Here is a 26,619-nt window from a genome sequence, read left to right on the forward strand (position 1 = left end):
CTTTTCCCCCTTATTCCGTGTATAATGATCACAAAACCGACTGTGGAGGAAATGAACGATGGAACTGCCTCATTACGACTTTATGTCCGATTCGACGGAAGAGACAACCACAAGATTTACGACCTTTATTACGCCAAGCATGAAGCGCTTCGATCTGGCGGTCACATCGACGAACCGTTTCTACGGCAAAAAGCTCATTACCGATCTGCAATCCGGCAAGACGGCTATCATCGGGCCAGATGATCTGGAGGAAGAAGGGTATCTGGAGCATACGTTCAAGCTGACGGAGGAGGAAGCCGGCGAGCTTGCCCAGTTTCTCTACTTCGTCGTCGGCACGGTGAATTTTACCGACTGATCTCGGCAACCCTAGGGTGGCAGACATCCACTGACACAGGAGGGACTTGCCACTTGGACCGATTCCATTCGGAACACCGCGACGCCATCGAAGATCTGGCTACAGTAGAATCCCATCAGCACGACCTGGCGCTTGAAGAATTCCCGGAAGGGCCTTACGGCTCTGATCTAATCAGCGAATCTCTGGGCAAAAGCACGCCATGGAGCATGGATCAGCGATCCTCCCCGCGCTTCGGCTACGAGAACCGCGAGTTTCACGAGGATCTTCCCCGCGATTATCCCGGAGAAGACGTCAATGCCGCCATTCCTGAAGCATTGGACGAACCATAATGAATGCAATAACGCCCTTATCGGCCTGCAGGCCGACAAGGGCGTTATTGCTGTTATATTTCATGCAGCGTAATTTCGCTCCTGACCATAAACCTCGCGTTAATCCCCGCTTGGCCGATCCCTTTGGAAATATAGTAGGTTCCGCTCGGGCATTGGTTCAGCCCTTTATAGATGCCTTGTGCAGGCAGCGGCCCTTTCGGCACGAACGAGAAGAAAAAAGGAACATTCATCTGCTTGCCATGCAGATGCCCCGACATCAGATAGTCGAAAGGCCTGCGCAGCACAGGCACAATATTGGGATCATGCGTAATCACGACCACCGGCTTTTCGCCGCTTCCATCCACATTTCTGTAGGCATCCTCTATCCGGCTGTGGCCGGTTCCGTAATTGTCGATCCCGACCAGAGTGAATTCGGGCAGCTCCAGCGATTCGTTGCGCAGCACTGTCACCCCGTGGCGTTCCAGCACACCGATGAGCCGATACAAGCCAGGAAAATTGTAATCGTGGTTGCCAAGCACCGCATAGAGGGGTACGCCGGCCTCCGCGATCATTCCGATATAACGGTCCAGCACAGGCAGACAGCTTCCTTTGAACGTGTAGTCTCCGGTCAAAAATATGTAGTCAGGCTCCGTGCGGCGTATCGCATCCTGCAGCTTCTTCCCCGATATCCGAAGCTTATCTACATGCAAGTCGCTAATTTGCAGAATGCGGACGCCTGCGCCCAGCGGATGGCGGACCCGCTCAATCTTCAGCCAGCGGGTAGGGAATATGAATGCGATGTACAGCAAAGCCGCTGCAGCCGCGAAAGCAGCGAGCAATTCCAACAGCAGGTCCAAATGGCGCCGCTCCTCTCACCTCATCTTATCATGTAAGATTCAGTATAGAGAATTTGAGCCTACATTGCCACCGGCTGCTTGCCCCCAAGCAGGCTGCGGAACATGCCGTCCTGCTCCTCAGCCAGCTTCCGGAAATCGCCCGCCTGCACAACCCGCCCGCCATCGATTACAATGACATGATCCGCATTTTGAATCGTGGTATAGCGGTGGGCAATGACGATGATCGTCAGCCTTCCTCTCAGCCTCTCCAGCGCCTGTTGGATTTTCGATTCATTCAGGCTGTCCAAAGCGCTTGTCGCTTCATCGAGAATAAGAATGGACGGCTTCCGCAAGATTGCCCGGGCCAGCACGAGCCGCTGCCGCTCTCCCCCAGAGAGCAGAACGCCCCGATCGCCTATGATCGTATCCAGCCCTTGCGGAAGGCCGCGCACGAATTCAATGGCCGACGAGAACTCCATCGCCTCCCACATATCCGCCTCCGTCGCGCCAGGGTCGATGGACAGCAAGTTGTCGCGGATGCTGGCGTGGTACAAGAACGAATCCTGCGGAACATAGCTGATCGACCGGCGAAGCGTGAGCACTTCCTCCGGCTGAAGCGGCTTGCCGTCGACCGCTACGCAGCCCCGTTCAGGCTCGATTAATCCCAGCAGCATATCGACGATAGTGCTTTTCCCCGCCCCTGACTTGCCGACAATCGCCGTCATCCCGTTCATTGGAATGCGCAAGCTTACATCATGAAGCGTATATTCGGGATTGCTGCGGTCGTAGCGGAAGAAGACCTCCTTCAGCTCCAGCGCATCCTGCATCGGCAGCGGAAGCGCCCCCTCTCCGAAGCCCTCCTTGTATCCGCCGCGCTCCTTCGCCGCCTTGCTTTCCAGCTGCAGCTCCATCAAGGCTTTGAATGAGGGGATCGAGGAGGCCAGCTGCTCCAGATTGGACTGGATGCCGGTAAATCTGGGCCATAATCTGGCGAACAGCAGCGTAATAAGCAGCATCTGCCCGCCTTGCGTATCGAACAAGGTCACCGCCGCAAATATAAATACCGCAATTAAAACGGCTGAAGCCCATTTATAGAACAGCTGCGAATTGCTTCGCACCTTGGTGAATTCGTATCGTTCGCGCTCGATCTTCACCGACCAGTCCTGCAGCCAGCGGTAACGGGATTGCTCGAGCGAGTTGCTTTTAATTTCCTTCATGCCGTTGAAATGGTCGGATATAGCCGCCAGATAGCTCTGGGCCAAATCGACGGTCACCGCTCCCAATTGTCTGGATTTGCGGATATAACGGCGGGACAGCCAGCCGATCAGAAGGCCGCATCCCAATATGAACAGCGTGAGCGGCCAGGACAGCCATAGCGCCAGCCCGATCTGTATAAGCGTAAAAGCTGCGGAAGCGATCAACTGCAGGAACAAGAAGGCGCCGTTCGTGACCCTTCCCAGCTCGCCTGTCAGCGCATTGATCAAATCCGATTTGCGTTTTCGAACAAAAAAGCTCCAATTCGCCTCTAGCAGCAGCCGGTAGGTTTCCAGCCGCACATGGTTGATAAATCCGGTATGGATGCGGACTTCCCGCAACGATAAGTTTCGCTGGAGCAGGCTCTGGGCCGCTACCAACGCGATATAAAAGCACAAAATGACAGCAAGCGCGCTTGCGAGCGGCATCTCCTGCAAAAAGGCCAGGAAGTGCATGCCCGGGATCGATGCCGCGCTTGACGGGACGATGCCGATAATGCCGATCAGCGGCAACAGCAACAGGACTGCCGCGCCGTCCAGCAATCCGATAAATAACATGCCGATGAGATTGATATAAAGGATTTTCCCCGAATACCGGTGGAGCTGGCCTGCAAAGTAGAGCAACTGCTTCATAGATTCATCGCTTTCCGGCTGTCGTATGCCAAGTTGCGGGCAAACTTGCCTGTGACGGTAAATTGCTTCATCTCTTCTGCGCCGGTAATATACCAGGGGCCGCTGCGCAGCCAAGCATGGGCGATCATGCCCCCTTGCTCGTTTCTCGCGGTGCCCAGATAGAGCGTGCTTTCGATTCCGCGCCGCTCCAGCATCTTCATTCCGGCGACAGCGCGCACGAGGCATTTGCTCTCCCAGAAGGTATGCTCGCTCATCAGGTTCAGCGCTTGCCGGATACGGGCCAAATCCTTGCGGTGCGCCTCCGTATCCTCGTAGCCGGTCTCCTTCATCGGTTCTCCTAGCCGTGCGGCAAGGCCCGCGAACGGCCGATACAGGAGCTGGTACCGAGCCCATCCCATATAGAGTGTCGCTTCGAGCAGCAGCGCAATCGTTCGGATATCATAGGTTAATAGCAGCTTCAGCTTCCTTGCGATCGACATAGACGCCACCAGCCTCAAATGCCGAACTGGACTAGCCGTTCCTCGGAGAGATGCGTCAGGAACGAAAAAACCTGCTCCTCGCATGTCGTCCGGTCAATCTCGTATTCATCGATCAGCGTATTGACGATAGAACCGATCGACTCCGGATAAGCCATCATATCCCAGATGCGGCCTCCGATTGCGCCGAGATTGTAATATTTGCCGTTATCGATGCTCAGAAGCACCTTCTCGCCATTCATATCGCTGGCAATATTGTTTTTGTTCTGCACGGCACGCAGATTCAGCGATAAGGCTTGCTGGTCCGGCTTGCTGATCAATTCTCCTCTAAGTTCCATGAACGATTCCCTCCGTCGATATTGTATTCAAGATCAGATCGGCTAACTGGGGAGCGGTGAATTCGGATTCGCCGCGGTTCAGACGATAGATGGCAAGCCTTGAGGCCAGCGCTGCCGATTGCTCGAAATGCCACTTCATCAAATTCATGCGCTCGATAAGCTGATACCGGTACGTGTGCTGGAACAATAGCGGCAGTCTCTCCAGCTTGCCGGCCGGCTTCAGCGAGATTCCGCCCTGTTCCGCAGTCTTCGTCAGCTCGAATACCCCGCCCAGCGGAAGCGGCGCAGCATGGAAGCCCTCCGTCAGCGGAACGCAATATTTGGATTCCCTGCCGAAGATCGAACGCAGCGATTCATGGCTTCGGCCCATTGCCTCCAGACTGTTCTGCCACAGCTTCTGCTGGGGGTAGGACGGAGCGACGATCGGCTCACCCGTATTGGGATCGAACGATACGGCAATCACGTCATCGCTTAGAAGCCGGCAGCCTTTCGCCATGAGCGCGGAGGCGAGCGTCGACTTGCCTGCGCCGGACTGTCCGACGACGGCATATGCCTTTCCGCCAATGGCCAGTGCGCTTCCATGCAGCGGATAAATTCCCCGTTGCAGGAGCACGATGCCGAAGCAGGTTCCGAGCACGTATAGGCGGATGAGATCCTCGTCGGCGCCTGCATAAGGCGAGACAATGATCTTGTCGCCATCTTGCACGCGGAATACGCCCGCGTCGGGCATTTTGACCGTCACCATATGATCTTCGGCGATAAAGTCGTACGGCTTGGCATCAAAGCCGTTTTTCAGAAAAGAATCGACCTTGACCGTCACATCCGCCGCTGTCCCCGCTTCCTCGCAGGCCGACAGCTCCGGCAGTATCATATCGCTTTGCACGGACAAGCCGAATGCCTTGTATTGCAGTTTAACTTTCGTATCTAGCACGTCTGCTCACCCCACAAAAGGAATCGGCAAGCCCTTATACAATCCCTGTATAAGAGCTTGCCCAGTCGCCGCCTGTATGGCTGCCCTTAGCTCGTAAACCGAGGGTTTTCACTGTTATTGCCAGGTACATACGCTTCATCGGTAAAAGGACCATTGTGAGTCGAAGCTTCAGTCAGGTTAACCTGAAGAACTTCCAATTCCGGCTTGTTCCACTCTTTTTTCGCCATCATCATTCGTCACCTCCTTTCAAGCTGCTTTCCGCAGAAAGCGGTACAAAATAAGCAGATACATCGCAGCGTTGACGTCGCGGCCGTAGGCATCCTCCGGACGAACGCCGTCCTTCAGGCCCGCCAGCACGCTGCGGATCACTCCGTTATCAACAAGCTCCAGCATCCGCTTATCGCGGCCCGCCTGCTGCAGCTCGCCATAGAACGAATGCCAGTTCGGCAGGATGCGATGCAGCCAGTCGGCTCCCTGCACTCCCCGCACCGTCTCGTTCAAGCGGATCGAATCGGGCAGCACGCCTTTGGTCGCCCGCCTGATCAGCGCACGGGACATGCCTTGCCTCACATACTGATCCTCCGGCAGCGACAGGCAGAAGCGAATCACGCGCAGGTCGTTGGTGGGGTCCCGCTTCCACAGCTTGTAACGCTGCGACAGCTTGGCCGCCAGCGTGTTGCTGGCATTCCAGTGGAACAGCTCGCGGAAGTGGTTCCGCTTATGCGCGTAGACATCTCCGCCGTCCAGCCACCCGGAATCCCCGATCCCATGCTCGCGCAATTGTGCGTATACGCCGGTCCTGCGCGCAAATTCGGGGTGGATCATCATGTGGAACGGGCTTGCCGCCCCTCCTCTGTCCTTGCCCGCCAGAAACGGGAACGCCTCCCGGCTCGTTGCAGCAAGCAGATGCTTTCGGCCGGAGCCGATCGCATAGCTGCGAAGACGCAGCTCCTCCGACAGCCTGATCCAGCGCATTCGCTTCAGAAGCCGGGCGTAATAAGGGATGGCGTCTCCCCATGAGACCGACAGATTCCCTCTTCCTCCATTAAGAAGCACTCCGATGTTACGGTCGCTCGCTTCCTTGAATATCCCTTTGAGCCAAAACGAGTTGCTGTAAAATTTATATGGCATTTCCATCACATTCAACATGTCGTCCAAATCCGAATACGGGTCCAGCCCGGCAAAGTCCAGGCAATGGGACTGAATACCCCCGATATGAGCCACCGTCTTCTCGATATAAGGCCTTTCGTTCGGCATATACCGCTTGGACGTGTAATCGATAAAGTCGCCCACCGGCACATAGCTGAATGTCTGAAGCGTACGGTTCTCCTCCCGCAGCCGTCTGGCAGCAAAACCTACGACGGCGCCGGAATCCAGGCCTCCGCTCAGCTGCGCTCCGACTCCCCGCACGGTTCGCACCCGAGCGTCTACCGCCTGCTGGAATACTTCACGGAATGCCTCCACGTATTCGCCGTCGGACTTCAGCTTCAGGATGCCGGGCGATTCCAGCGTACAGTACCGGGACAAATTCAGCTTGCCATCCTGGAGCACAAAGTAATGGGCCGGCGGGATTTGTCGAATGTCCTCGTATACCGTCTGGTCGGCGCTCGCTGCATCCACTACAGTCGAGATGGCCAAATATTGCGCCAGCCATTGCTCGTTGACCATCCGGGTAATCGCCGGCAGCCTCAGCAGCGGCTCGATCATGGAGCAGAAGCGGAATTCGCTCCCGTTCCAGTTGTAATAGAGCATTCTTCCGCCGGAGAAGTCCCGCGCTCCGTACAGCTTGCCGCCCCGTTCGTCCCATAGCACGAACGCGAAGTCACCGACCAGCCTGGCGGCAGTCCCGGTTCCCCATTTGTCATAGGCCAGAAGGATAAGCTCCTGGTCGCTTACCGCGGCTCTGTCCCGCCGATGCACGCCAAGAATGTCGAACAGCTCCTCGCGATTGTCGATAATCGCGTCGGCCGCTATAGCCAGTCCCCGTTCACTGTCATAGAACGGATTAGGTACGCCGACCGATTCCGAAGTGATCCACTGGCTATGCGCACCCATATATGTAAGCCGGCCTTCCCAGGCGAGGACGCTATCCGCAGGCTGTTCGTCCCATGCTTGAAGCATGCGGCTGCCCTGTTCTCTTCGCCGTATCATTCCGATATCTCCGTGTATTCCCGCAATCGCGCTCATGTAGGCCTCCGAACGGCTAGTTTCGTTCACTTTAACGAACAAATTCTCTATAAACCCATTCTGTCACTCGACAGAACAAAGTTCTTTATTAAGAACACATTCTCATATTATCCTCAAATCATTCGGGTGTCAACCGTATTTTTCGCCCTTTTTTGGTTCATTTCACACAGCTTTTGTTCGCTATTAAAAACAATTCAAACCTTTCACTTCAATGGAAAATATTGAATGAACTCCTCTTATTCTGTTAGGAAACATCAATTATGTACGGCAAATGGAACATAATCACTTTCGTAAATCAATATATTTCGCTATAATAAAAAAAAATGCATATAAGCATTAACGGAGGAGCTTGCTATGATCGGACAACGCATACAGACGCTTCGCAAACGGAAGGGCCTTTCGTTAACAGAGCTCTCGCAACGCGCAGGGGTTGCCAAATCGTATTTGAGCTCTATCGAACGTGGTTTGCAGCAAAACCCTTCCATACAGTTTCTTGAGAAAATAGGCGAGGTATTAAACGTGCCGGTCGAGGAATTTGTCAATAACGACCAATCGGAGCGGCCAGCCGGGCTCGATCGGGATTGGGAGGCTTTAGTTAGGGAAGCTATGAATTCCGGGGTAAGCAAAGAACAATTTAAAGAATTTCTCGAATTTAATAAATGGAAGTCAGGCCGTGAATAGCGCTGTATAACGTTATACAGCGCTCTCCTGTATAATGGATTGCCCTTCCTCTTGAAGGATACGCAGAACCTTGCTCACTTCTTCCGTTGTGAGTCCCTTTTCGCGCGCGCATATCATGAGCTCTACCCACTCCGCGTCCAGTTCCTGCTGGTTGTCCGATATTACTCGTCTCATCCTATATATCCCCCATTCGTCGGGGCCGGTTGCACCACTGACTCCATGCGCTTAAGGTGCCCAGATACTAAACGCATTTCAACGTCTCCCTTTTTCCATATTGATTCCACAAGTTGTATATTATCCTAATTGAATTGCACATGCTGTCGGTTCATGTCTCCATAATTTGAGATATTCTTTCTCAATTTGTCGAAATTGTTAGAATGATATTTTTGCAATCGCATACATAATCATTTTTTTCGGCAAGCTCATCTGATAGTCCCTTTTCCCCAGTCTGGACAGGTATCTCGCATCCCCATTTTGGATCGCGCGAATGTAGCGAAGGGGGAAATAAGCCGCTGTTTCTTTATCCCCCACACATTCCAGAACAGCCGGATGCGCGCAATATTCGCTGATCCGAAGCAGTCTGTCCTGCTCCGGCAGCCGCCCCATGGACAGATTACGCAGGCAGGTTCGGAGCGTGTTCAGAAGCATTACTCTGATCCCAAAGTAATGGGCATGAGGCTGATGGCGGTAATGGGATTCCACCACTTCCTTCTGAATGAGAAATCCGTTCACCATATCATGGAACAAATGCGGCATGTAGCGGCTGGTAGCTCCGCCCGCACGATAAAAGTAAAGCACATCGGGAATAATGCGGACCGAGCGCGCCTTCAAAAACATTTCCAAATTCAGAAACAGATCATCCCCAAAAAATCGGATCCGCGACGCATAATGGCCGCTGGCCATCAGCAGCTCCCGCTTGTAGAGCTTGCCATGCAGCTGCGGCGGGAAGGGGTGCCCATGCAGGAACGCAGGCACCAGCTCGCTGCGGATTTCATCCGCATCGTACAGCTTGTGCCCCTTGAAGTACCAGCTGCTATTGCTCCTTCTGGGCCATGCTGAACCGTTCATGACTTTGTACAAATTGCATACCGCGATATCCGCGCTGTCCGCATAGGCCGCCTCCGCCAGCTTCTCCAGCAGCCGCGCGTCTGCCCAGTCATCGGCATCCATATACAGGATATAGGGAGCTTCGGACAGCTCCAGCCCCCGCCTGCGCGCCGATATACTGCCGGAATGGGACTGCCGTACATATGCGATACGGCTGTCTTGCAATGCATACTGCTTGCATAACAGATCGCTGCCATCGCTGGAGCCGTCATCGACCAGCAGCAGTCTCCAATCGGAGAAGGACTGCAGCAGTATTGAACGGATGCAGGCATGCAGCTTCGGCCCGGCATTATAGACAGGCACCACAATATCGACCTTGCTCACATGCAGCACCTCTCCGGGGATAGAGTGTTTAAGCAGGCTAGTATAACAGGACCCTTTGGGCCTAATGCTGGTTACACTTTTTGAGCAACAGGCTCTTGCGTCCGGTAGCCCCGCGGATTCATCGACTGCCAGCGCCAGGCATCCCGGCACATTTCATCAATGCCCCTTGCCGCCTTCCAACCCAGCTCCTGAACCGCCTTCGACGCTTCCGCATAGCAAATTCCGATATCGCCCGGTCTTCTGTCGGCAATCCGGTACGGAATCGGCTGACCCGAGGCCCGCTTGAACGCCTCAATCATCTCCAGTACGCTATACCCTCTCCCTGTGCCCAGATTGTACGTATGCACGCCGCTGGACCCCTCGATTTTGCCCAGCGCCATCAGATGGCCGATCGCCAAATCTACGACATGAATGTAGTCCCGGACTCCTGTGCCGTCTATGGTCTCATAGTCGCTGCCGTATACGGACACCTCGGATAGGCGCCCCACCGCAACCTGGGCGATATAGGGCATCAGATTGTTCGGAATGCCGCTGGGATCCTCGCCGATCCGTCCGCTCTCATGGGCTCCTACAGGATTGAAATAGCGCAGAATCGCAACGCTCCAGCCCGCATTCGACTGCGCCAGGTCCATTAGCATCTGCTCAATCATCGCCTTCGTCCGCCCGTACGGATTAATCGCGCTGACCGGAGCCTCCTCATCGATCGGCACGCTCTCCGGAATGCCATACACCGTAGCGGAAGAGCTGAAGATGAGTTTGCGTACACCGTTGTCCTCCATGACCTCGCATAATGTCGTCGTGCTCATCAGATTGGAGTGGTAATACCTCAGCGGCTGCTGCACCGACTCTCCTACCGCCTTCAGTCCCGCAAAATGAATGACCGCTTCAATGCCGTGTTCCTTGAACACATGATCCAGCGAATCGCGGTCAAGCAAATCGATGAAGTAGGAAGGGAATGTTTTGTTCGTAATTTCCGACACTCTCTTCAGCGCCTCCGGATGACTGTTCGATAAATTATCGACGACAACAATGTCATAGCCTGCATTGAGCAGTTCCACACAGGTATGGCTGCCGATGTATCCGGCTCCGCCCGTTACGAGAATAGCCATGTTCCATCTCCTCCGCAATATTCTAATGAGAACATTTTCGTTCTTAATTAAGAACATTGTAGCAGAACATCGCCTTTTTGTCTCTAATAACGAACAAAAGAATCCGATTTATGCCCAAAAAAGGGGTTGCCCGGGCGAATGCACATTCTATAAAACGCACATGCCATCTTCACCTGTCTATCATATGAATATCAGTGAACCATCTTTACTTATTATAAGAGAGGAGAGTAGATTGTATGGCTTCTAATAATAACGGTTACATCGATATAAACGGACAGTCCTTCCTGGTATACGACGATTCATCCGTGCAGTCCAAGCTGGATTCCATCATCGATCCCGACACCGGCCTCATCAGGGAATCCGCCATACCCGGCAGCCAAACCCCCGGCCCTACAGGGCCGCAAGGGCCGGCTGGACTGCAAGGAGCCACTGGCGCCACGGGCGCTCAAGGGCCGGCTGGACTGCAAGGCGTCACCGGCGCTACTGGTGCCCAAGGGCCTGCTGGGGTGCAGGGCGTCACCGGCGCTACTGGTGCCCAAGGGCCTGCTGGGGTGCAGGGCATCACTGGTGCCACGGGCGCTCAAGGGCCGGCTGGACTGCAAGGCGTCACCGGCGCTACTGGTGCACAAGGGCCTGCTGGGGTGCAGGGCGCCACGGGCGCTACTGGTGCTCAAGGTCTTGCTGGCTTGCAAGGCGTCACGGGCGCGGCGGGGCCAGCAGGGCCTCAAGGGCCGGTCGGCCCTCAGGGACTCGCAGGGCCAGCTGGTGCCGCCGGACCTAAGGGAGATACCGGAGCCACAGGACCGCAGGGGCCTCAGGGTCCGCCCGGCTCGGGCTCGGGAGCAGGAAGCGAGACCGCATCCTATGTGATCGAGCTTGCGCGATGGGGCATCACGCCCGGACTCCCGCCAAAGCCGTATACCGACCAGCATTATTTCACAGCTGACAAGAACATCGACGGCTTTAACAATGCGATCGCATGGGCGTACAACAACGGATACCGCTACGTATTTGTGCCGAAGAACGAATACGCGATTTGTTTTCCCAAAAGCATAACGGTTGCCCAAAGCCATATGACCGTCGACTTCGAAGGCTCGACCCTGAAGGTCATCTATGATTCCGATCGCAAATCGCCGTTCGATACTCGCACAGGAACAACAGCCTACTATCAATTCCCCGTGCAAAGCGGCATGAGCATCCAGCTTCCCGGCGTGACCGATTCCCATATCAAGAATCTGATCCTCATCGGCGACAAGGCGGACCGCAGCTTCGCGAACGCTGCCGAAGCCGCCCATGAAGGCACCTACGGCGTTCATATTACAAAAGGCTCCTCCTTCTGCTCGGTCCGCAATTGCGTCATCAGCAGCTACATGGGAGACGGCATCTCGATCGACAGCATATCCTTTTACGATTATGCCGAATTCGCCCTTGGATTGACCGTAAACGAAGTGCATCGCCAGACAGGGGCGCTGGTCCCGGCAAGCGGCAAGACGCTAGTGTCGCAGCCTATCAATCTCCCGGCCGGATATGACAGCTTCCTGGTAGCCGGAGCCGGCTATACCCGCCAGACCGCATTGAATACAAAGGAAGTTGACGTCGCCTATTACGGTGCTAACAACGCCTACCTTGGCCGCTACGACACCAAAAAAATCTATACGCCCATCTCCATCCCCCCCGGCGCCCAAACCTTCCGGTTCATCTTCAACAACGAGACTTCTACGTCCAAAAACATGCAAATTACGCTGAAGTTCGGCCTGACTCCCCATCACAACCTGATTGAATACAACGAAGTCTACAATACGCATCGAGGCGGCATTACGCTAGGCGGCAATTACAATACGATCCAGAACAATATCATCCGCGAAGGAACAGGGATGCTCGACCGCAAGCCTGTCTTCAACGATCCGACCCGCTACGGCATTAATCAAGAGGATTCCTATGGGGAAAATTGCGTCATACGCAATAACGTGTTCTACAATCTGTATCATGGCATCCTGGTAGGCTGCTGGTCCGTCGAGGTTCATAACAACCATCTGTACAATTTGTCCGGCATTGGCATCAACCTCTATTCGCTGCAAGTCGCGAACGTTCGGGAGAACTTCTTGCACCGCTGCCAGTCCGGTATCGGACTTATGACCGCCCATCTCCCCAACGCGCATGTCAATATTGAGAACAACACGATGGTAAGCATCGCCAATACGGGTCTGGCGGGCACAGGCTATGACGTGAATTTCCGCAACAATACGCTAATCGATTCCGCCAACTTCTCCCTGCCGGACGATGATCGGTTCATCTGCCGCGAAAATCATTTTATATGGACCGAAAACTTCTCCGGCACGCCGTTTGTTGTCGCGAACTGTGTTGAGAACTGCTCCTTCGAAGGCGTGGCGGTTCAGCGGGAATTCTACTTGCGCGCCTACAAGATCATCGGAACGATTATGACGAATGTGAACGTCCGCATCGAGACGCGATATCAGACGACGACAGCGGAGAATGTCCTGTTCCGTGATTGCAGATTCAGAAGCAGCCTGCTGAACAACCATATCTTCGGCATGAAGCAGCGGACGGCGCGATTCCGCTCCTGCAAGCTGACGGATTCTATCGTGAAGATCGGCAATATCAATACGCCGGGCGAATCGCCGGTTATCCTGCTGGAGCAATGCGACTTTATCGTCCGCACCGCGGCTTATATCTTCCAGAGCGAGTTCAATACCGGCTACGGCTGGATTGAGGCGGCAGACTCCCGAATTGTCATTGCGAACAGCGCCTTCGCCTATTTCCTGACGAACAACTTCAATGTGACCGGCACTACGAGCGTCTATCTGAAGCGCTCGGCGATCAGCTATACCGGCGCAGGTAGATTGAACCTGCAATATTACAATCCCGCGAACAAGAAAGCGGTACGCACCTTCGGCAATATCCGCAACATCTACACGCAGATCAATTTACCCGTGCCGGAAGGCACGATCTACCTCAATTACGATCCCGACATCGAAGGCGTCAGCCCGCCTGCGCAGGGCTATTGGTTCCGGGGCGATCTGTACGGCAATGCCGCTCCCGTGCCCGGCGGATACGCAGGCTGGATCTGTATTACAGAAGGCTACGCGGCAAGCTCGGCCTGGTCGGCAGCTGCAGCCAAGTCCAAAGGCGACCGCATTCAGTCAGGGAGCAGCGTGTACGAGGCGCTCACCGCCGGCACCACCGGCGCGACAGCTCCGGCATGGCCCACGGCCATCGGAGGCACCGTCTCGGACGGGACCGTCACCTGGCAAAGAATCGGACCGCTTGCGGCCTTCAAGCCTTACGGCATGATCGCCCCATAAAACAAAAAGGCCATTCGGCAGGAGTCCCCTATCGCGAGTGGCCTTTTTATTTCTCCTCCGTGCGCAGCAGCCTCGATGGAACAAGACGCTTGAACGGATTAAGCTTGGATGCGAACGACGCCGCAATGCGTGCCAGGTAAGCAAACTCCGGCGTTTTGAAAAATACGAGCAAATAAACTCCGTTAACCACAATGAGCACAATTAATCCCTTAGCAATCAATGCCAGCAAGGATTGCGCCGGCAGCAGGCTGGTTGCCGCATACGAAGCTCCAAGCGTGCCCAAGGCAAGCAAAGTATACAGAAGATACATCATGTAATAATGAAAGACGGAGCGCTTGAACACTTTTTTGTACACCAGATACGGCGTAGTCCAGAAAGGCACAAGCAGCGCGCTCAGCAGACCGCCTATGAATACGCCAATCAGCCCGATTTGCTGGACGAGCCATAAGGATAATCCCAGATTGATGACAGCCTGGATGAGCGGCGCAAACCGGTCCTCATGGAAGATGCCGGCCGTCGTCTTCACCGACGTAATCGTATTGCGCATGCCGCGCTCATAGAACATCGCGATAAGCACCGCCAGAATCATCCAGCTCATGCTGAATTCCGGTCCAAGCCATAGCATAATGAGCGGCTGAATGAGCAAAAACATGCCGATCGACAATAGCGAATAGAGCCAGAAGCTGAGCAGCAGCATCACTTTGTAGACATCGAAAATTTTGGCTGCGGACTCCACGGCCACCATATTGCCTACGCTGTGATTCATCCCTGCGAACACTTGGTTCAGGAAGGTGCGGCTTATATCGACCAGCATCTTGTAGTTGGCGTAGATCCCGACGGCCACAATGCTGACGAAGGTGGAGATCAGAATGCTTTCGATGCCAAATATAAAATAATTGCCTACGTTCTGAATGAAGATCGCCTTCATGTTTTTCATGAAGTTCGCCCTTGTCTCGGGATCCAGAATATCCGCTTTGCCGAAGCGGAGGAACGGGTATTTTTTGTCCACGATACGTGCCAGAATAATCGACGTCGCAATCGTGATAATGCTGTCCACCGCAAGATACAGCAAGTAATTTTCCGTATAGTACAGAATCGCAATGCGGATGCTCGTCGATACGATAGCCGATATCGAGAACACAATGGTGACAATGTAGTTTTTCTGATTCACATTCAGGTACGAATGCTTGTAGACGAACAGATAAGGCACAGCCGTATTCAGCAGAAAAATAAGATAGACCCATTCCAAATGCTTCACGTCCGCATCCTGCACAATAACGTCCAGGAAAGGCATCACGCTGAGCCCCAGCAGCAATACAATGACCGCGATGACGCGGTATGTATTCCGGTAGAGCTTCATAAGCGCCAGCACCTTCAGCCTGTTGCGCTCTGCCACCGGTTTGTACAGATTGTAGATGATGCTGGAGCCGATGCCCGCTTCCGCCAGTGACAGCATAGCGAGCACGCTTGTGAACAGCGCATTGACGCCCAGATACTCAATGCCGAGGCTGTTGATGAATACCGTTCTCGACACGAAGCTCAGGATCGTAATGATGAGCTGATTGAGCAAGCCTGCCGAAATATTCAAAAAGCTGCTTTTGACCCTCATGGCTTGCTCCATTCACGCGCCCCGACAGCCATGCGCAGCTCCGACCCTCCATCCATGGACTGCCCGTACCGCTGGCCGAGCCGGATCGCAAAGCCTTGCGTGAACGGCAAGATGCCGAACAAAGCGGAATATACGCCAATATCCTTCGTATCCCCTTGGGAGAATTCTACGGCTCCATCCTTCCGCGTCACGCCCCGCAAATAATGCATCGCCTTCTCCACGGCCTTCATGGCGGGTGCGGACAGCTCTTCCAGCTCAGCCGCCTTCACGAGGAACCAGGCTAGCGTCACCGTCGCAGAGGAGTCGGGCCGGCTCTCCCTCCGCGTTACCGTCCAGCTCCAGCTGCCGCCCGGCTGCTGCAGCTTCATTGCCGCTTCGGCGAACGCCTTCACGACATGCCTCAGCTCGCGCTTGTAGACATGATTGCTCGGCAATTCGCTCCACATATCAATCAGGCCGATCGCAAACCAGCCAAGGCCGCGCCCCCATCCGATCAATCCAAGCGGCGCATGGGTTCCGATATCATAGGCATGCGCCGGTATGCCAAGTCCGGCATGAAAGCCATGCTTCACGTATTCGCGGATTTGCCTCATAGCCAGCTCAAGGCTGGACGTATCCCCGAACTTCATCCCATAAGCGACCAGGAAAGGACAGATGAAGCCGATTGTGTCTACGTAGCGGTATTCGCGCATAGCATTGCGGTAACGGACGGTTCCATCCTCGCCCACATGCTCCTCAATAAGCCGTCTGACGGCGTCAAGCGCCGGACGGTAGCGCTCCGCCTGAAGGCCCGGAGCCTTCATCACGGCATAAGCGAGTATCGCGGAGTCGACATGGCGCGGCGCAATCCGCCAATCGCCCTTGTCGGTAAAGGTGGCGGCAAGGAACCGCTCAATCTCTCTCTTCACTCCGCTTTCCTCCGGCAGCTCCGAAAGCCCGAGCAGCAGGGAAGCCCGCTGCCAGTCCTGCAGCGCCGCCGCCGAATACCGGCCGTTCAGCCGCTCGATCACGGTCAGCCTGGTCTGGTCGGTCACCTTCGCCACGGGCGTATGGTTCAGCCATCTGGCTCCTCTGGCGGCAACAACCGAATGCCAGCTTTCATGCTGCTCATGCCTGCCCATATGAATGCGCCTCAGCCAGGTGCCGAACATCGGAACCAGATCATGAAGCGACAGGGCCGCTATAATAACCATCAATATAAATGCAATAATCCATCCTGCCGACAGGAGCTCCATCTTGTTCAGTTCGCCTCCAACCATTCTCCATCATGTACGAGCTCATACAGCTTGCGTACCTCGCTCTCTGTTCCCAGTGCTTCCTCCGCCAGTCTCTCCGCAAAGGCTTCCCGCAGTTCCGGCTGCTCAATCAGCCGCTTGATTCCGCCCGCAATAGCCTGCGGATCGATCTCCACGACAAGCCCGCTCTTCCCATGCTCAATCTGGTCCGCTACCGTGGTAAAGGCGGTAGCGACGATAGGCTTGCCCATGATCTTCGCCTCGTCGATGGCGATCGACTTCCCTTCATAGCGCGACGGCTGGACGACAATATCGGCCAGTTTCAAATAAGGATAGGGATTGTCGACGGCACCCAGCAGTTTCATCTGCCGCTGAAGGCCATAACGCTCGATCAAGGAAACCAGAGATTCGCGTTCTTCCCTGCTCCCCTCGCCAAGCACCGTCCATTCGATATCTGCACCCATATCCCGCAGCAGCTTGGCTGCTTCAATGGCCAGATCGATGCCTTTTACAGGATGCAGACGGGCAATCGTCAGCAAGCGCACTGCGCTGCTCCGCTCCGCGGGAAGCTCATCCTGCGCAAGACGCCGGATAATCGCGGGCGACACGACATTATGAATGACCTTGACCTTGGCTTCAAGCCCGCCGAACTTATCCTTGACGGAGCTGCCGCATTCCTCCGAGACGGTCACGATATGATCCAACTGGTTGAAGTACGGTTCATCGAGCCTCCGGTCCATGCCCATATTCGCATAGTTGGTATGAATCCAGCCGATTTTGCGTTTGGCCTCTACCTTATCAATGACATAATAAATCGGCGTCTTCTCCAGAAAGCCGATTGCGGCATCATATTGGCCGTCCAGCCGCTTGAACGTCCGCACGATATGCCGCCATGCCAGCTGCTCCCTTCTGGCGGCATTGTCCTCGATGCGCATGACAAGGCCTAGATACAAGCGGGGAAGCACCGAGCGGAAGGCCCCTCTTCGTATGCATTTCGCAATAGCGGGGCGGATCGGCATATCGTAATAATGATAGTCCGGGGGCGGCTGCAGAAGCTTCACCTGCTTCGGAACATGCTTCAAGAACATGCCCTCACGCTTGAACAAGAGCAGATCCACCTCATATCGGCCATAATCGATCACCTGCAAGAGCGACACGAGCGCCTTCTCCGCTCCGCCGCAATCCAGGTGATTCATGACGAACAGCAATCTCGGCTTCATGAATCAGCCTCCTACCAGCTCATAGAGCTTATGAATCTCTTCTTCCGTACCCAGCTTCTCCTCCGATAGCGACTTCGCCAGCCGCCTCGCAAGCTCCGGCTCGTCAATTAGCTTGGCGATTGCCGCTGCCACGGCTTCAGAGTCCATAGCCGCGATCAGTCCGTTGACCCCGTCATGAATCTGGTCCTTCGCTGTTGAGAAATTCGTAACCACAATCGGCTTATGCATAATTTTGGCTTCATCAATCGCAATGGACTTGCCTTCGAACCGGGACGGCTGGACATAGATGTCGCACTGGCGGGTATAGGGATACGGATTGGCCCGGAGGCCAAGCAATAGGAAGCGATCCTCCATGCCATGCTTTCGGATAAGCTCCTGCAGCGATTCCCGCTCCTCGCCCTCTCCGATAATGAACCAGCGAATGTTGTACCCCTTCGCCGCGAGCTTCGCGCAAGCTTCTATCGCAAGCGGCAAGCCTTTCTGCGCATGCAGCCTCCCAATCGTAAGCAGAATGGTCTCGCCCGCTTGCCGTCCGTATACATCGCCTGCTTGCTGCTCGCCTAGCCGGTTAATGATCGTCGGCGACACAATATTATAGATCGTGCTGATCTTGCCGCCATACTCTGAGAAGCGGCGTTTCAGTATATCCTCGCACTCCTCAGAGACGGTCACGATATGATCAAGCTTGCCGAAGTACGGTCTGTCGAAGCTCGGATCCATCTCCAGCTTGTCATAATCGTTATGAATCCAGCCGATCCGTTTGTCCGCCTTCACCTTATCCACACAGAAGTAGGTAGAGGATTTCTCCAGGAAGCCGATCGCCACATCATAGCTCTGCTCCAGCGTCTCCAGAGCATGCGCCATATACTTCCAGCTGCGCTGCTCGGTTACGGAGCTGCCGCTGCGGTATTTGTTGCGCAGCGTGTAGCGCAAGCGGCTGTATGCCACGCCAATATGGCCGGAAGCCCATAACGTTTTTACCGAGCGGAAGAGCGGCTGCGTGAATGCGTCGAACAAGGATTGCGAACCCAGCAGCCTCACTTCGCCGGGCAGCGCATCCAGAAAGATCCCTTCCCGGTTGAACAGGAACAGGTCAACCTCATACCGGTCGAAATCGATGTGCGAGAGCATCGTCACCAGACTTTTCTCCCCGCCGCCCGCGGCCAGGCTCGGCATAACAAACAGCAGCTTCTTCTTCATAAGTCACCTCACGCCAATTCGGCCAAATATTGAACTGCCCGATGCGACATTTGCTGAAGACGCGGGACAGACCCGCGCAGCGCTTCCCTCAGCGCCTCCTCATCGCGCACCATCTCGTCGAACGCGCCCTTCAGCTTGTCGCCGCTGGAGATATCCTGAATCCCCAGCACCAGCTTCTCTTCGCCGAACAAATCCTTCGCGATGCCTTTGGACTTGACGCTGTAGCCGAGCACCAGCGTCGGAACCGCATTCGAATAGGCGGCAATCGTCGCATGCGTCCGCGCGCCGACAAAAAAACGCATTCTCGCAATGTAGCCTTTGTACTGAATCGCATTCAGATGATCCGGCAGCAGAAGCACCCTGCCGGTATGCTTGTATTCCTCGTAATACGATTGCAGCACCTCGTAATCGTTATTGCCCTCTTGCATCACATGGGGCGTCAAGGCAATCGCCATATCGGTGGACCTGAGAATATGCAAGATCAGCTCGTGAACGGCCGCTTTGGACGCTTCATTCCGCTTCCAGACGAGCGGGCTGAAGTTAAGCCCGACGGTATTGCCCTCCTGCCAGCCCGACGGCAGCGCAAGCTCCTCCTTCTCCATCGTAAAGGCCGGATCTGCAACGAGCCGGACATTCGTCAGACCCTTTGCCTGCAGCATCTCGAAAGTCAGCGTCTCGCGGGCGAGAATCAGATCGTAACCGGCAAGATCCTGCAGCTTCGCAGGCGACATATCCTCCTCGCCGATCGAGCAGCCCCACAGGACAAGCTTCTTCCCCTGGCTCTTCACCCTGCGGTTCACCTCATACCAGCCCGGCTGCTCGCCGTAGCAATAGTTGTCTCCCCCGATTGACAAGCAGACATCCATATTGTCGATATGCCTAATAATATTGTTGTGAATTTTGCCAAGCGCATAAGATTCATCCTGGAACAGCTTGTTCTTTACAGATGAGACCAGCCAGTCGTACGAGTACTTGCGCAGCGGCAGCGGCGAACCGTCATATACATGGTCCAGCTTGGCAATCGTTTGATCCGTATGCGGATTGTCGGACAGCAGATACACCTGAGCTCCGCCAATCCCCTCTTTAATAATTGAAGCCGTAGAACGGACAATCGCTTCGCAGCCGCGATTCATGCTTCCTCCATGGCCGTACATCATAATCTTCATGATGAATACCTTCCTTTATCCTTTATTTCGCGCATTGCTATAAGCGGTAAGGCAATACAAGCCGATTGGGGAGCGGAGCAGCATGAAGCGGATGAGCATCCGCTCGTATCTCCCCATCTGCTCTTCATTCTGCACTCTATAGCGCTCCAGCGCCTCGCGCAGCAGCCATTGGTTAAGCAGCTCGCGGACATAACGGTATTTTTGGCTGAAGCTGACCGGTGTCGACGCTGAATAATAGGCATGAATAATCGATATCGCCGACCTGACGAATTTGTTCAGCTTGAGCGGCTCCAGCTTCTCTTGGTCGAGCGCAGCCATCACGTCGTCAGGCAAGCCGGATTGATAAACTTCAAGGGTGCGGGCGAAATAATCGACCGAATCCGACCGCCTTGTGGCGCTGCCCTCAGTCTCCCGGTAATAATAGCCTGCATAATCCAGGCAGATGCCCGCCCTGGCGTAACAGAGAAAACGCATATTGAACAGCCCGTCTTCGCCCAGCGCGACAGACTGGGGGAACGACAAGCTGTGGGCATCGATGATTTCCTTCCGGTACAGCTTATTGCACACGGAATTGCAGCTGTCCGATTCGATGTATACGGGCAAGACCCATTCGCGCAAGTAAGCCTGGTCCATGCGGACGCCGGTCATGAACGGGCCGTGGAACACGCTCTCGCGGCCGTCCGCCGATCCGATATAGCCGGAGTAGACGACATCGCAATCCGATGCAGCAGATTGCAGCGTGCCGAAGAGCTCGGGAGCCGCCCAATCATCGGCATCGACGAATCCCACGAATTCGCCCCTTGCAGCCGCCAATCCCGCGTTGCGCGCGGAGCTGACGCCCGCATTCGATTGATGAATGACGATGATTCTGGGATCCAGCCTGCGATAGCGCTCCAATACCCCGGCGCTTCCGTCACGGGAACCGTCATTGACAAATATGAACTCGCATTCCGCAAGCGTCTGCGCCAGAAGCGAATCGATGCAAGCGGGCAGATAGCTCTCCGCATTATAGACCGGAATAATCACACTAACCTTGGGCCGCCCGGCCGGCATGCCGCTTGTATGCATAGCTCTCCACCTCCCGCTCTGGCGCTGCGCCTTCGATCCAGCCGTACAGCTTGGCAAGCTCTCCGGCATTTCCGAAATCCGTTCCTTTGACCGCCGCAGCCAGCCGCTCTCTTAATGCAGCGTCGCGGTACAGCCGCTCGACGGCCTCTGCGATCGATCCCGCATTCGCCTCGCATATCATGCCGTCTATACCGTCATGAACCTGGCTGCCCGAGGTCGGATAATCCGTAATAAGGACGGGTTTGCCGATGATTTGCGCCTCCGTCACCGTCACAGCCTTGCCCTCATATCGGGAAGGCTGCACGTAGAGATCGCATGCTGCCATGTAGGGATAAGGATTTTGCTTCTTTCCATGCAAAATGACCCGATCCTCAAGGCCGTATTCCGCAATCTGCGCACGCAGCTCCCCTTCGCTCCCCCCGAAGCCGACGATATGCCATTTCACCCCATCCAATCCTTTGGCGCTCAGCAGCCGCATGGCTTCAATCGCCATGTCAAAGCCCTTCACATAGGACAGCCGCCCTACCGATACAAGGTTGAAGCTGCTGCTATCCATGCCGCCCGCCCCCTCTTCCATCGCTTTGCTCCGAATGTAGGCTGGAGAGGTGATGTTCTCCATCAAAAAAATCTTGTCTGATAAAGCCGGATAGCGGCTGAGGAAGGCATCCGTGCAAGCCTCCGATATTGAGGCAATGCCGTCATATCCGGCCCACATCGCTTCATCGACCGCATTGTCGATTTGGAGCTGGGTATAGTCGGTATGAATCCAGGCCAGCTTCTTGGCTGCCTTAACCCGCTTCAGCATAAAGTCATGGGGCCAAGCGTAGCTGATGGCCGCATCATAGCGATTGTCGTCGATTGAAGGCAGCAGCATGGACATATATTTCGACACCAATTGCAGCTGAATATACCCTGAGCCCTCCGACAGCTTGAGGCGCCTCGCCTTGGCATCCGCGATCACCTTCACAAGCAGCCGCACTACGACGCCGGCGATTCGTCCCTCCTGTAAGCATTGCTTCATCGGCTTGCGGAACACGGTAAAGCCGCCCTTCTCCGGCAGGAGCCGAACCTTCGGCGGCAATTGGCTCAGCAGATCGCCTTGATGGGAGAAGATGAACAAATCCACCTCATACCGCTCGTAATCAAAGTGCTCCAGCATATTAATGAGGCTTCGCTCGACGCCTCCGATCTCCATGTCGTAGACCGAGATAAGAATTCGCTTCTTCATAGAGACTCCCTGGCGGCGAGCCCCGCCGATTCGGATTCGATCGGAATCAGGCGCTTCTCCCGCTTATTCGCAAATAATGTATGTGCGGGCACATGGCCCTTCACAACGCTTCCCGCGGCAATGACCGCATGATCCTCGATGACGGTATCTCGCAGGATGACCACATTCGACCCTATCCACACATGCTTCCCGATCGCAACCTGGCCGATCAGCAGATGCTGATCGCCAGTACGCTTGTAGTTATGGTCGTGATCGTTAATGCATACATTCGGAGCAATCTTCGTATAGGCGCCGATCGAAATCCGGCTCACGCAATTGATATTGCAATTGTCGTTAATGAACACATAATCGCCCAGCTCCAGCTCGCCCTCGTGGTCGATGCGTATGCTGGCATTTTTGCGAATAAACGCATACTTCCCGATACGCATCCGCGAGCGCTTGCCGAGCAGCTCAATCGTGCTGTTCGCCTGCATGAAGAAGATCGAGCCTTTGATTTTGCCAAAGCTGAACAATCTCGCGAGCCATGCCCGCAGCCAGGCAAAAAACTGCACGCGATTCATCGCCAGAAAGCTGGCTATGCCCCTGGACCGGTATTGTGTGCCTATCGTTTGCAGTGCTTTGACTAAAGTTCCCATAGATTTGCTCCTCTCCAGCGCGCCCGGCTACGCGCTTGCTTCCCGCTTCTTCCCGGAGGCGCGATTGCATAATTTCCGCGACGCCCACAGGATCGGCCGCAGCGGGAAATATAAAAAATGCAGCTTTGCCGGCAAAGGCAGCGTCTTGGCATCCTCGGCCAGCGGATGAAGAATGCTGGCGAAAAACAGCAGCTTCTGTCGGGTCGTCATAAGCGCCAGCAAGTATTGCTTGTGATAGCGTTCGACGTCTTTCGGCAGGGGCGGACTGTGCAGATTCACCGTCCGATGGACATAGAACAGCGTATCCTCCGCCAGCCACTCCGCTTTGCGGGACGCCAGAGCCGGCCTCATCTCTTCCCGCAGTGGCGCAGCCAGCAGCTTGGCGGCAAGGCAGACGGCCTGCCCGCCGATATGGAGCATCTGATGCTTGCGCAGCAGCTGTATGAGCTTCGGCCAATCGATCTTCTGATTCATCATTTGCTTGATATCCAGCAGCCAGCGCAGTCTGGACCAGCCATGCCGCGCTCCGTGCGAGACGAGGAACAGGAACAGATCCTCGCGTCCCAAATAATAGATCGGCCGGCTGATCAGCGCGCTCTTCCTTCTTCTGCTCCACAGATCCTCGAAGCCGGGCTCCTTCGAGGGAGCCGGATTCAGCCGCCAATGCACCTCAACCTTGATCCCTTTCTGGGGATGCATATAGGTCATATGGTGATGGCGCCACTTCCAGTCATTAAGCACGCTCGTAATATATTCATCCTTTACATAGCCGAGAGAAAGCAGATGCTCCTCCGCCGCCTCCAGCCGATCCATCGGCACCAGCACATCAAGATCGCAAGAGGTTCGCAGCGATACATCGCCATAGAGATCGGCGGCGATAACCGGCCCCTTCAGGAAAAGCACGCGTATATCTTTATTCATAAATTGGCTGGCCAGCAGCTCCATCTCTCCGCTCAGCGCCAGCATCTGAATGGTGTTCCGGTAATAGTCCCGCTGGAACATGCCCATCACGAATGAGGGCACCCGAATCGGCCTTAGCTCCTGGAGCTTGCGGTTAACGGTCGGGAACACCCGATGGTGCCTGGCCAGCGCAATGAACTCATGCCAATCGGCGTCCTGCATCAGCTCCCAGTGCTCGAACGTCAGCGCCGCCCCTTCCTCCATCTCCAGCAGCGCAAGCAGCAGCTTCAGCTCCTGGGAGAATTCTCCGGTATGATCGTGTCTCATAAGTCTCCCCTTCGCAATCATTCGCAAATAACGAACAAAATAATAATTTTGTTCTATAAAACGAACACATTTACAGATTATCATCCGCCTTCGAATCTGTCAATTATTGCTTGCGATTATAGCCAAATTTTATGATAATAGGGCCGTATGCTAGAATAATAGGACGATACGTGCTGCAGCCGGAGAGGCCTGACTTTTGCAAGTCTGTTCACCTTCCGGCTGCAGCGGTAGTTATCTTCGGTTGCGGATGAATCCTGCTCAGACGATGCTGTCGTTCCATACAATCCTTTTTTATTGTGAACTGTTCGGGGGAATGTCTATGTCAAAACGAATCATTATATTCGGTGCCGGCGGCCATGCGAAGACGGTCGTGGATACGGTTGAGAAAGCGGGCATCTACGAAATTGCCGGCCTGCTGGATCAGCGCCTCTCTGCCGGAGAGCAGGTATATGGCTGCACTGTGCTGGGCAGCGACGATTGGCTCGCTTCCCATGCCGGCACGATCGACGGCGCTATTGTTGCCATTGGCGACAACTGGACTCGCGGCCTCGTCGTCCAAGGCTTGAAGCGCAAATTTCCGGATCTGCCCTTCGCAACCGCCATCCATCCCTCCGCTCAAATAGCAAGAGGAGCCCGCATCGGCGCAGGCTCGGTTGTCATGGCGGGCGCTGTCGTGAACAGCGACGCGATTATTGGCGAACATGGCATTCTCTATCCGGGCACATCGGTTGATCACGATTCCCGGATCGGAAGCTTTGTCAGCTTCGCTCCGCGATGCGCCACCGGCGGCAATGTCACAATCGGCGACTATACGGCCGTCGCAATCGGCGCTGTGCTGATTCACGGCCGCACCATTGGCGAGCATAGCGTCATCGGAGCAGGCGCGACAGTCGTCTCGGATGTGCCGCCGCACTCGGTGGCTTACGGCACTCCTGCCCGAGTCGTTCGACCAAGAGCGGCGGGCGAGCGCTACCTTTGATTGACCGCTTTCGCAGCTATTCCGCTTAATTGATGCATCACATCCTGGATGACATCGATGACCCTGCCCTGATCCTCCAGCGCCAGGCTGGAGCCGGACGGCAGGCATATCCCTCTGTGATACAAATCCTCGCAGACGGCTGTGCCTGCCGCCGAATGCGTATAGAAAGCACTGTCGCTGAATACCGGCTGCATATGCAGCGGCTTCCATAACGGACGCACTTCAATATTGGCGCTGGCCATTCCAGCCATAATCCCCTTAATGACAGCTTCCGCATGCGGGCTGTCGATCGTCAACGCCGTCAGCCAGCGGTTCGACCGCGTACCCGGCAGCTCAGGCATAAATCGAATCTCTTCCCAAGGCTTCAGCGCTTCCTCGTAGATATGATATACCTTTCTTCTCGCATCGACACGCTCGTTCAACACGGCAAGCTGCGCTCTGCCGATTCCCGCCAGCACATTGCTCATCCGGTAATTGTAGCCCATCTGGCTATGCTGGTAATGCGGCGCGTCATCTCTCGCTTGGGTCGCGAGGAACCGCGCCTTCTCCAGCGCAAGAGTGTCATCCGATACGAGCATGCCTCCGCCCGATGTCGTAATGATTTTATTGCCGTTGAAGGAGAAGATGCCGAAGCGCCCGAATGTCCCGCTTTGACGCCCCTCATAGGTAGAGCCTAGCGACTCCGCCGCATCTTCCACTACAGGAACGCCATAACGCGAGCAAATGCTCATAATCTCCTTCATATTAGCCATGCATCCATAGAGATGGACTACGATGACCGCCTTAGGCAGCTGTCCGAATCTTGCGCCAAGCGCCAGCGCTCTCTCCAGCGCAGCGGGCGACATATTCCACGATTCGGGGTCGGAATCGATAAAGACGGGCTCTGCGCCCAAGTAGCGGATCGGATTGGCGCTTGCGATGAATGTAAAGCTCGGGCAGCAGACTCGGTCGCCTTCTCCCACGCCAAGCAGGCGCAGCGCCAGATGGATCGCCGCCGTGCCCGAGCTGACGGCCGCCGCCCCTCCTGAACCCACATAATCCGAAATTTCACTTTCAAATGCGTTAATATGGGGACCGAGCGGCGCGATCCAATTGTTCGCAAAGGCCTCTCCGATATAGGCTTGCTCCTGGCCGCTCATATGCGGCGGCGATAAATAAATTCTGGCGTTTGCAGTTGCGGACAAAGGGCAT

The 26,619-nt window shown here is 55.1% G+C and carries 25 protein-coding genes and 1 riboswitch; of the genes, 5 read left to right on the forward strand and 20 right to left on the reverse strand.

What is annotated here, in order from left to right; genetic code table 11:
* The first annotated feature begins 58 nt into the window (after positions 1-58).
* Entirely contained in the window at positions 59-355 is a 297-nt protein-coding gene (locus D3P09_RS05990) for a DUF3055 domain-containing protein (RefSeq protein WP_207892443.1), read from the forward strand.
* A gap of 53 nt (positions 356-408) precedes the next feature.
* Positions 409-684 (forward strand): hypothetical protein, encoded by a 276-nt coding sequence (locus tag D3P09_RS05995; RefSeq protein WP_120108004.1) that lies wholly within the window; start codon positions 409-411, stop codon positions 682-684.
* Between the two features lie 53 nt (positions 685-737).
* On the opposite strand, the gene D3P09_RS06000 is transcribed toward D3P09_RS05995, so the two are convergent.
* The 7 genes from D3P09_RS06000 to D3P09_RS06030 all read right to left on the reverse strand — a co-directional run bounded on the left by D3P09_RS06000 (position 738) and on the right by D3P09_RS06030 (position 7,281).
* Complete coding sequence (locus tag D3P09_RS06000; RefSeq protein ID WP_243643915.1) at positions 738-1,520, reverse strand: metallophosphoesterase; 783 nt, start codon at positions 1,518-1,520, stop codon at positions 738-740.
* Between the two features lie 59 nt (positions 1,521-1,579).
* Positions 1,580-3,385, reverse strand: a complete 1,806-nt coding sequence (locus D3P09_RS06005; RefSeq protein ID WP_120108006.1) for an ABC transporter ATP-binding protein — start codon at positions 3,383-3,385, stop codon at positions 1,580-1,582.
* Entirely contained in the window at positions 3,382-3,864 is a 483-nt protein-coding gene (locus tag D3P09_RS06010) for a lasso peptide biosynthesis B2 protein (RefSeq protein ID WP_120108008.1), read from the reverse strand. Before D3P09_RS06010 ends, D3P09_RS06005 begins: the two co-directional genes overlap by 4 nt.
* A gap of 14 nt (positions 3,865-3,878) precedes the next feature.
* Positions 3,879-4,199, reverse strand: coding sequence for a lasso peptide biosynthesis PqqD family chaperone (locus D3P09_RS06015; RefSeq protein WP_120108010.1), 321 nt, complete (start codon positions 4,197-4,199; stop codon positions 3,879-3,881).
* The gene (locus D3P09_RS06020; RefSeq protein ID WP_207892444.1) at positions 4,189-5,130 is read right to left on the reverse strand and encodes a phosphoenolpyruvate carboxykinase (ATP); all 942 of its coding nucleotides are present in this window, start codon (positions 5,128-5,130) and stop codon (positions 4,189-4,191) included. The genes D3P09_RS06015 and D3P09_RS06020 overlap by 11 nt, the downstream gene beginning before the upstream one ends.
* 86 nt (positions 5,131-5,216) lie before the next feature.
* Positions 5,217-5,363: a paeninodin family lasso peptide gene (locus tag D3P09_RS06025; protein ID WP_120108012.1), complete on the reverse strand. Its 147-nt coding sequence runs from the start codon at positions 5,361-5,363 to the stop codon at positions 5,217-5,219.
* A gap of 13 nt (positions 5,364-5,376) precedes the next feature.
* The gene (locus tag D3P09_RS06030) at positions 5,377-7,281 is read right to left on the reverse strand and encodes an asparagine synthase-related protein (protein ID WP_243643916.1); all 1,905 of its coding nucleotides are present in this window, start codon (positions 7,279-7,281) and stop codon (positions 5,377-5,379) included.
* A 390-nt stretch (positions 7,282-7,671) separates the two neighbouring features.
* Here D3P09_RS06030 and D3P09_RS06035 point away from each other — a divergent pair, with 390 nt between their 5' ends.
* The gene (locus D3P09_RS06035) at positions 7,672-7,998 is read left to right on the forward strand and encodes a helix-turn-helix domain-containing protein (protein WP_120108015.1); all 327 of its coding nucleotides are present in this window, start codon (positions 7,672-7,674) and stop codon (positions 7,996-7,998) included.
* 12 nt (positions 7,999-8,010) lie between these two features.
* On the opposite strand, the gene D3P09_RS27580 is transcribed toward D3P09_RS06035, so the two are convergent.
* The 3 genes from D3P09_RS27580 to galE form a co-directional block, all read right to left on the reverse strand.
* Complete coding sequence (locus D3P09_RS27580; protein ID WP_165867318.1) at positions 8,011-8,172, reverse strand: hypothetical protein; 162 nt, start codon at positions 8,170-8,172, stop codon at positions 8,011-8,013.
* 16 nt (positions 8,173-8,188) lie between these two features.
* Positions 8,189-8,270: riboswitch (cyclic di-GMP riboswitch) on the reverse strand.
* A gap of 100 nt (positions 8,271-8,370) precedes the next feature.
* Positions 8,371-9,429, reverse strand: coding sequence for a glycosyltransferase family 2 protein (locus D3P09_RS06040; protein ID WP_165867319.1), 1,059 nt, complete (start codon positions 9,427-9,429; stop codon positions 8,371-8,373).
* A 71-nt stretch (positions 9,430-9,500) separates the two neighbouring features.
* Positions 9,501-10,538: a UDP-glucose 4-epimerase GalE gene (gene galE, locus D3P09_RS06045; protein WP_120108018.1), complete on the reverse strand. Its 1,038-nt coding sequence runs from the start codon at positions 10,536-10,538 to the stop codon at positions 9,501-9,503.
* Between the two features lie 236 nt (positions 10,539-10,774).
* Here galE and D3P09_RS28275 point away from each other — a divergent pair, with 236 nt between their 5' ends.
* A complete protein-coding gene (locus D3P09_RS28275) occupies positions 10,775-13,861 on the forward strand; it encodes a right-handed parallel beta-helix repeat-containing protein (protein ID WP_120108019.1) in 3,087 nt (1,028 codons plus the stop codon).
* 46 nt (positions 13,862-13,907) lie between these two features.
* On the opposite strand, the gene D3P09_RS06055 is transcribed toward D3P09_RS28275, so the two are convergent.
* Genes D3P09_RS06055 through D3P09_RS06095 form a run of 9 tightly spaced genes read right to left on the reverse strand, consistent with a single transcriptional unit; the run spans position 13,908 to position 24,449 of the window.
* Positions 13,908-15,470 (reverse strand): lipopolysaccharide biosynthesis protein, encoded by a 1,563-nt coding sequence (locus D3P09_RS06055; RefSeq protein ID WP_120108567.1) that lies wholly within the window; start codon positions 15,468-15,470, stop codon positions 13,908-13,910.
* Positions 15,467-16,729, reverse strand: a complete 1,263-nt coding sequence (locus D3P09_RS06060) for a glycoside hydrolase family 88 protein (RefSeq protein WP_243643917.1) — start codon at positions 16,727-16,729, stop codon at positions 15,467-15,469. Before D3P09_RS06060 ends, D3P09_RS06055 begins: the two co-directional genes overlap by 4 nt.
* The gene (locus tag D3P09_RS06065) at positions 16,711-17,925 is read right to left on the reverse strand and encodes a glycosyltransferase (protein ID WP_120108021.1); all 1,215 of its coding nucleotides are present in this window, start codon (positions 17,923-17,925) and stop codon (positions 16,711-16,713) included. The genes D3P09_RS06060 and D3P09_RS06065 overlap by 19 nt, the downstream gene beginning before the upstream one ends.
* Before the next feature lie 3 nt (positions 17,926-17,928).
* On the reverse strand, positions 17,929-19,125 hold the full coding sequence (locus D3P09_RS06070) for a glycosyltransferase (protein ID WP_120108023.1): 1,197 nt from the start codon (positions 19,123-19,125) through the stop codon (positions 17,929-17,931).
* A gap of 8 nt (positions 19,126-19,133) precedes the next feature.
* Entirely contained in the window at positions 19,134-20,291 is a 1,158-nt protein-coding gene (locus D3P09_RS06075; protein WP_120108024.1) for a polysaccharide pyruvyl transferase family protein, read from the reverse strand.
* Between the two features lie 15 nt (positions 20,292-20,306).
* Positions 20,307-21,359: a glycosyltransferase family 2 protein gene (locus D3P09_RS06080; protein WP_165867320.1), complete on the reverse strand. Its 1,053-nt coding sequence runs from the start codon at positions 21,357-21,359 to the stop codon at positions 20,307-20,309.
* A complete protein-coding gene (locus tag D3P09_RS06085) occupies positions 21,319-22,587 on the reverse strand; it encodes a glycosyltransferase (RefSeq protein WP_120108027.1) in 1,269 nt (422 codons plus the stop codon). Before D3P09_RS06085 ends, D3P09_RS06080 begins: the two co-directional genes overlap by 41 nt.
* A complete protein-coding gene (locus D3P09_RS06090; RefSeq protein ID WP_165867321.1) occupies positions 22,584-23,222 on the reverse strand; it encodes an acyltransferase in 639 nt (212 codons plus the stop codon). The genes D3P09_RS06085 and D3P09_RS06090 overlap by 4 nt, the downstream gene beginning before the upstream one ends.
* A gap of 27 nt (positions 23,223-23,249) precedes the next feature.
* Positions 23,250-24,449, reverse strand: a complete 1,200-nt coding sequence (locus tag D3P09_RS06095; RefSeq protein WP_120108029.1) for a nucleotidyltransferase domain-containing protein — start codon at positions 24,447-24,449, stop codon at positions 23,250-23,252.
* Between the two features lie 319 nt (positions 24,450-24,768).
* Between D3P09_RS06095 and D3P09_RS06100 the strand changes: the two genes are divergently transcribed.
* Entirely contained in the window at positions 24,769-25,428 is a 660-nt protein-coding gene (locus D3P09_RS06100) for an acetyltransferase (RefSeq protein ID WP_120108031.1), read from the forward strand.
* Here D3P09_RS06100 and D3P09_RS06105 read toward each other — a convergent pair.
* Positions 25,419-26,567 (reverse strand): aminotransferase class I/II-fold pyridoxal phosphate-dependent enzyme, encoded by a 1,149-nt coding sequence (locus D3P09_RS06105; RefSeq protein ID WP_243643954.1) that lies wholly within the window; start codon positions 26,565-26,567, stop codon positions 25,419-25,421. The two genes, D3P09_RS06100 and D3P09_RS06105, sit on opposite strands and share 10 nt — an antisense overlap.
* Positions 26,568-26,619: the final 52 nt, after the last annotated feature.

Source organism: Paenibacillus pinisoli (assembly GCF_003605435.1).
In the GTDB taxonomy this organism is placed as follows: Bacteria; Bacillota; Bacilli; order Paenibacillales; family Paenibacillaceae; genus Pristimantibacillus; species Pristimantibacillus pinisoli.

What these genes read in the sequence shown, in the direction of transcription:
- D3P09_RS05990 (WP_207892443.1), top strand. Translation starts at nt 59, where the DNA reads ATGGAACTGCCTCATTACGACTTTATGTCCGATTCGACGGAAGAGACA.
- D3P09_RS06005 (WP_120108006.1), bottom strand. Translation starts at nt 3,385, where the DNA reads ATGAAGCAGTTGCTCTACTTTGCAGGCCAGCTCCACCGGTATTCGGGG.
- D3P09_RS06010 (WP_120108008.1), bottom strand. Translation starts at nt 3,864, where the DNA reads ATGTCGATCGCAAGGAAGCTGAAGCTGCTATTAACCTATGATATCCGA.
- D3P09_RS06015 (WP_120108010.1), bottom strand. Translation starts at nt 4,199, where the DNA reads ATGGAACTTAGAGGAGAATTGATCAGCAAGCCGGACCAGCAAGCCTTA.
- D3P09_RS06025 (WP_120108012.1), bottom strand. Translation starts at nt 5,363, where the DNA reads ATGATGATGGCGAAAAAAGAGTGGAACAAGCCGGAATTGGAAGTTCTT.
- D3P09_RS06030 (WP_243643916.1), bottom strand. Translation starts at nt 7,281, where the DNA reads ATGATACGGCGAAGAGAACAGGGCAGCCGCATGCTTCAAGCATGGGAC.
- D3P09_RS06035 (WP_120108015.1), top strand. Translation starts at nt 7,672, where the DNA reads ATGATCGGACAACGCATACAGACGCTTCGCAAACGGAAGGGCCTTTCG.
- D3P09_RS27580 (WP_165867318.1), bottom strand. Translation starts at nt 8,172, where the DNA reads ATGAGACGAGTAATATCGGACAACCAGCAGGAACTGGACGCGGAGTGG.
- galE (WP_120108018.1), bottom strand. Translation starts at nt 10,538, where the DNA reads ATGGCTATTCTCGTAACGGGCGGAGCCGGATACATCGGCAGCCATACC.
- D3P09_RS28275 (WP_120108019.1), top strand. Translation starts at nt 10,775, where the DNA reads ATGGCTTCTAATAATAACGGTTACATCGATATAAACGGACAGTCCTTC.
- D3P09_RS06055 (WP_120108567.1), bottom strand. Translation starts at nt 15,470, where the DNA reads ATGAGGGTCAAAAGCAGCTTTTTGAATATTTCGGCAGGCTTGCTCAAT.
- D3P09_RS06060 (WP_243643917.1), bottom strand. Translation starts at nt 16,729, where the DNA reads ATGGTTGGAGGCGAACTGAACAAGATGGAGCTCCTGTCGGCAGGATGG.
- D3P09_RS06065 (WP_120108021.1), bottom strand. Translation starts at nt 17,925, where the DNA reads ATGAAGCCGAGATTGCTGTTCGTCATGAATCACCTGGATTGCGGCGGA.
- D3P09_RS06070 (WP_120108023.1), bottom strand. Translation starts at nt 19,125, where the DNA reads ATGAAGAAGAAGCTGCTGTTTGTTATGCCGAGCCTGGCCGCGGGCGGC.
- D3P09_RS06075 (WP_120108024.1), bottom strand. Translation starts at nt 20,291, where the DNA reads ATGAAGATTATGATGTACGGCCATGGAGGAAGCATGAATCGCGGCTGC.
- D3P09_RS06080 (WP_165867320.1), bottom strand. Translation starts at nt 21,359, where the DNA reads ATGCATACAAGCGGCATGCCGGCCGGGCGGCCCAAGGTTAGTGTGATT.
- D3P09_RS06085 (WP_120108027.1), bottom strand. Translation starts at nt 22,587, where the DNA reads ATGAAGAAGCGAATTCTTATCTCGGTCTACGACATGGAGATCGGAGGC.
- D3P09_RS06090 (WP_165867321.1), bottom strand. Translation starts at nt 23,222, where the DNA reads ATGGGAACTTTAGTCAAAGCACTGCAAACGATAGGCACACAATACCGG.
- D3P09_RS06095 (WP_120108029.1), bottom strand. Translation starts at nt 24,449, where the DNA reads ATGAGACACGATCATACCGGAGAATTCTCCCAGGAGCTGAAGCTGCTG.
- D3P09_RS06100 (WP_120108031.1), top strand. Translation starts at nt 24,769, where the DNA reads ATGTCAAAACGAATCATTATATTCGGTGCCGGCGGCCATGCGAAGACG.
- D3P09_RS06105 (WP_243643954.1), bottom strand. Translation starts at nt 26,567, where the DNA reads ATGAGCGGCCAGGAGCAAGCCTATATCGGAGAGGCCTTTGCGAACAAT.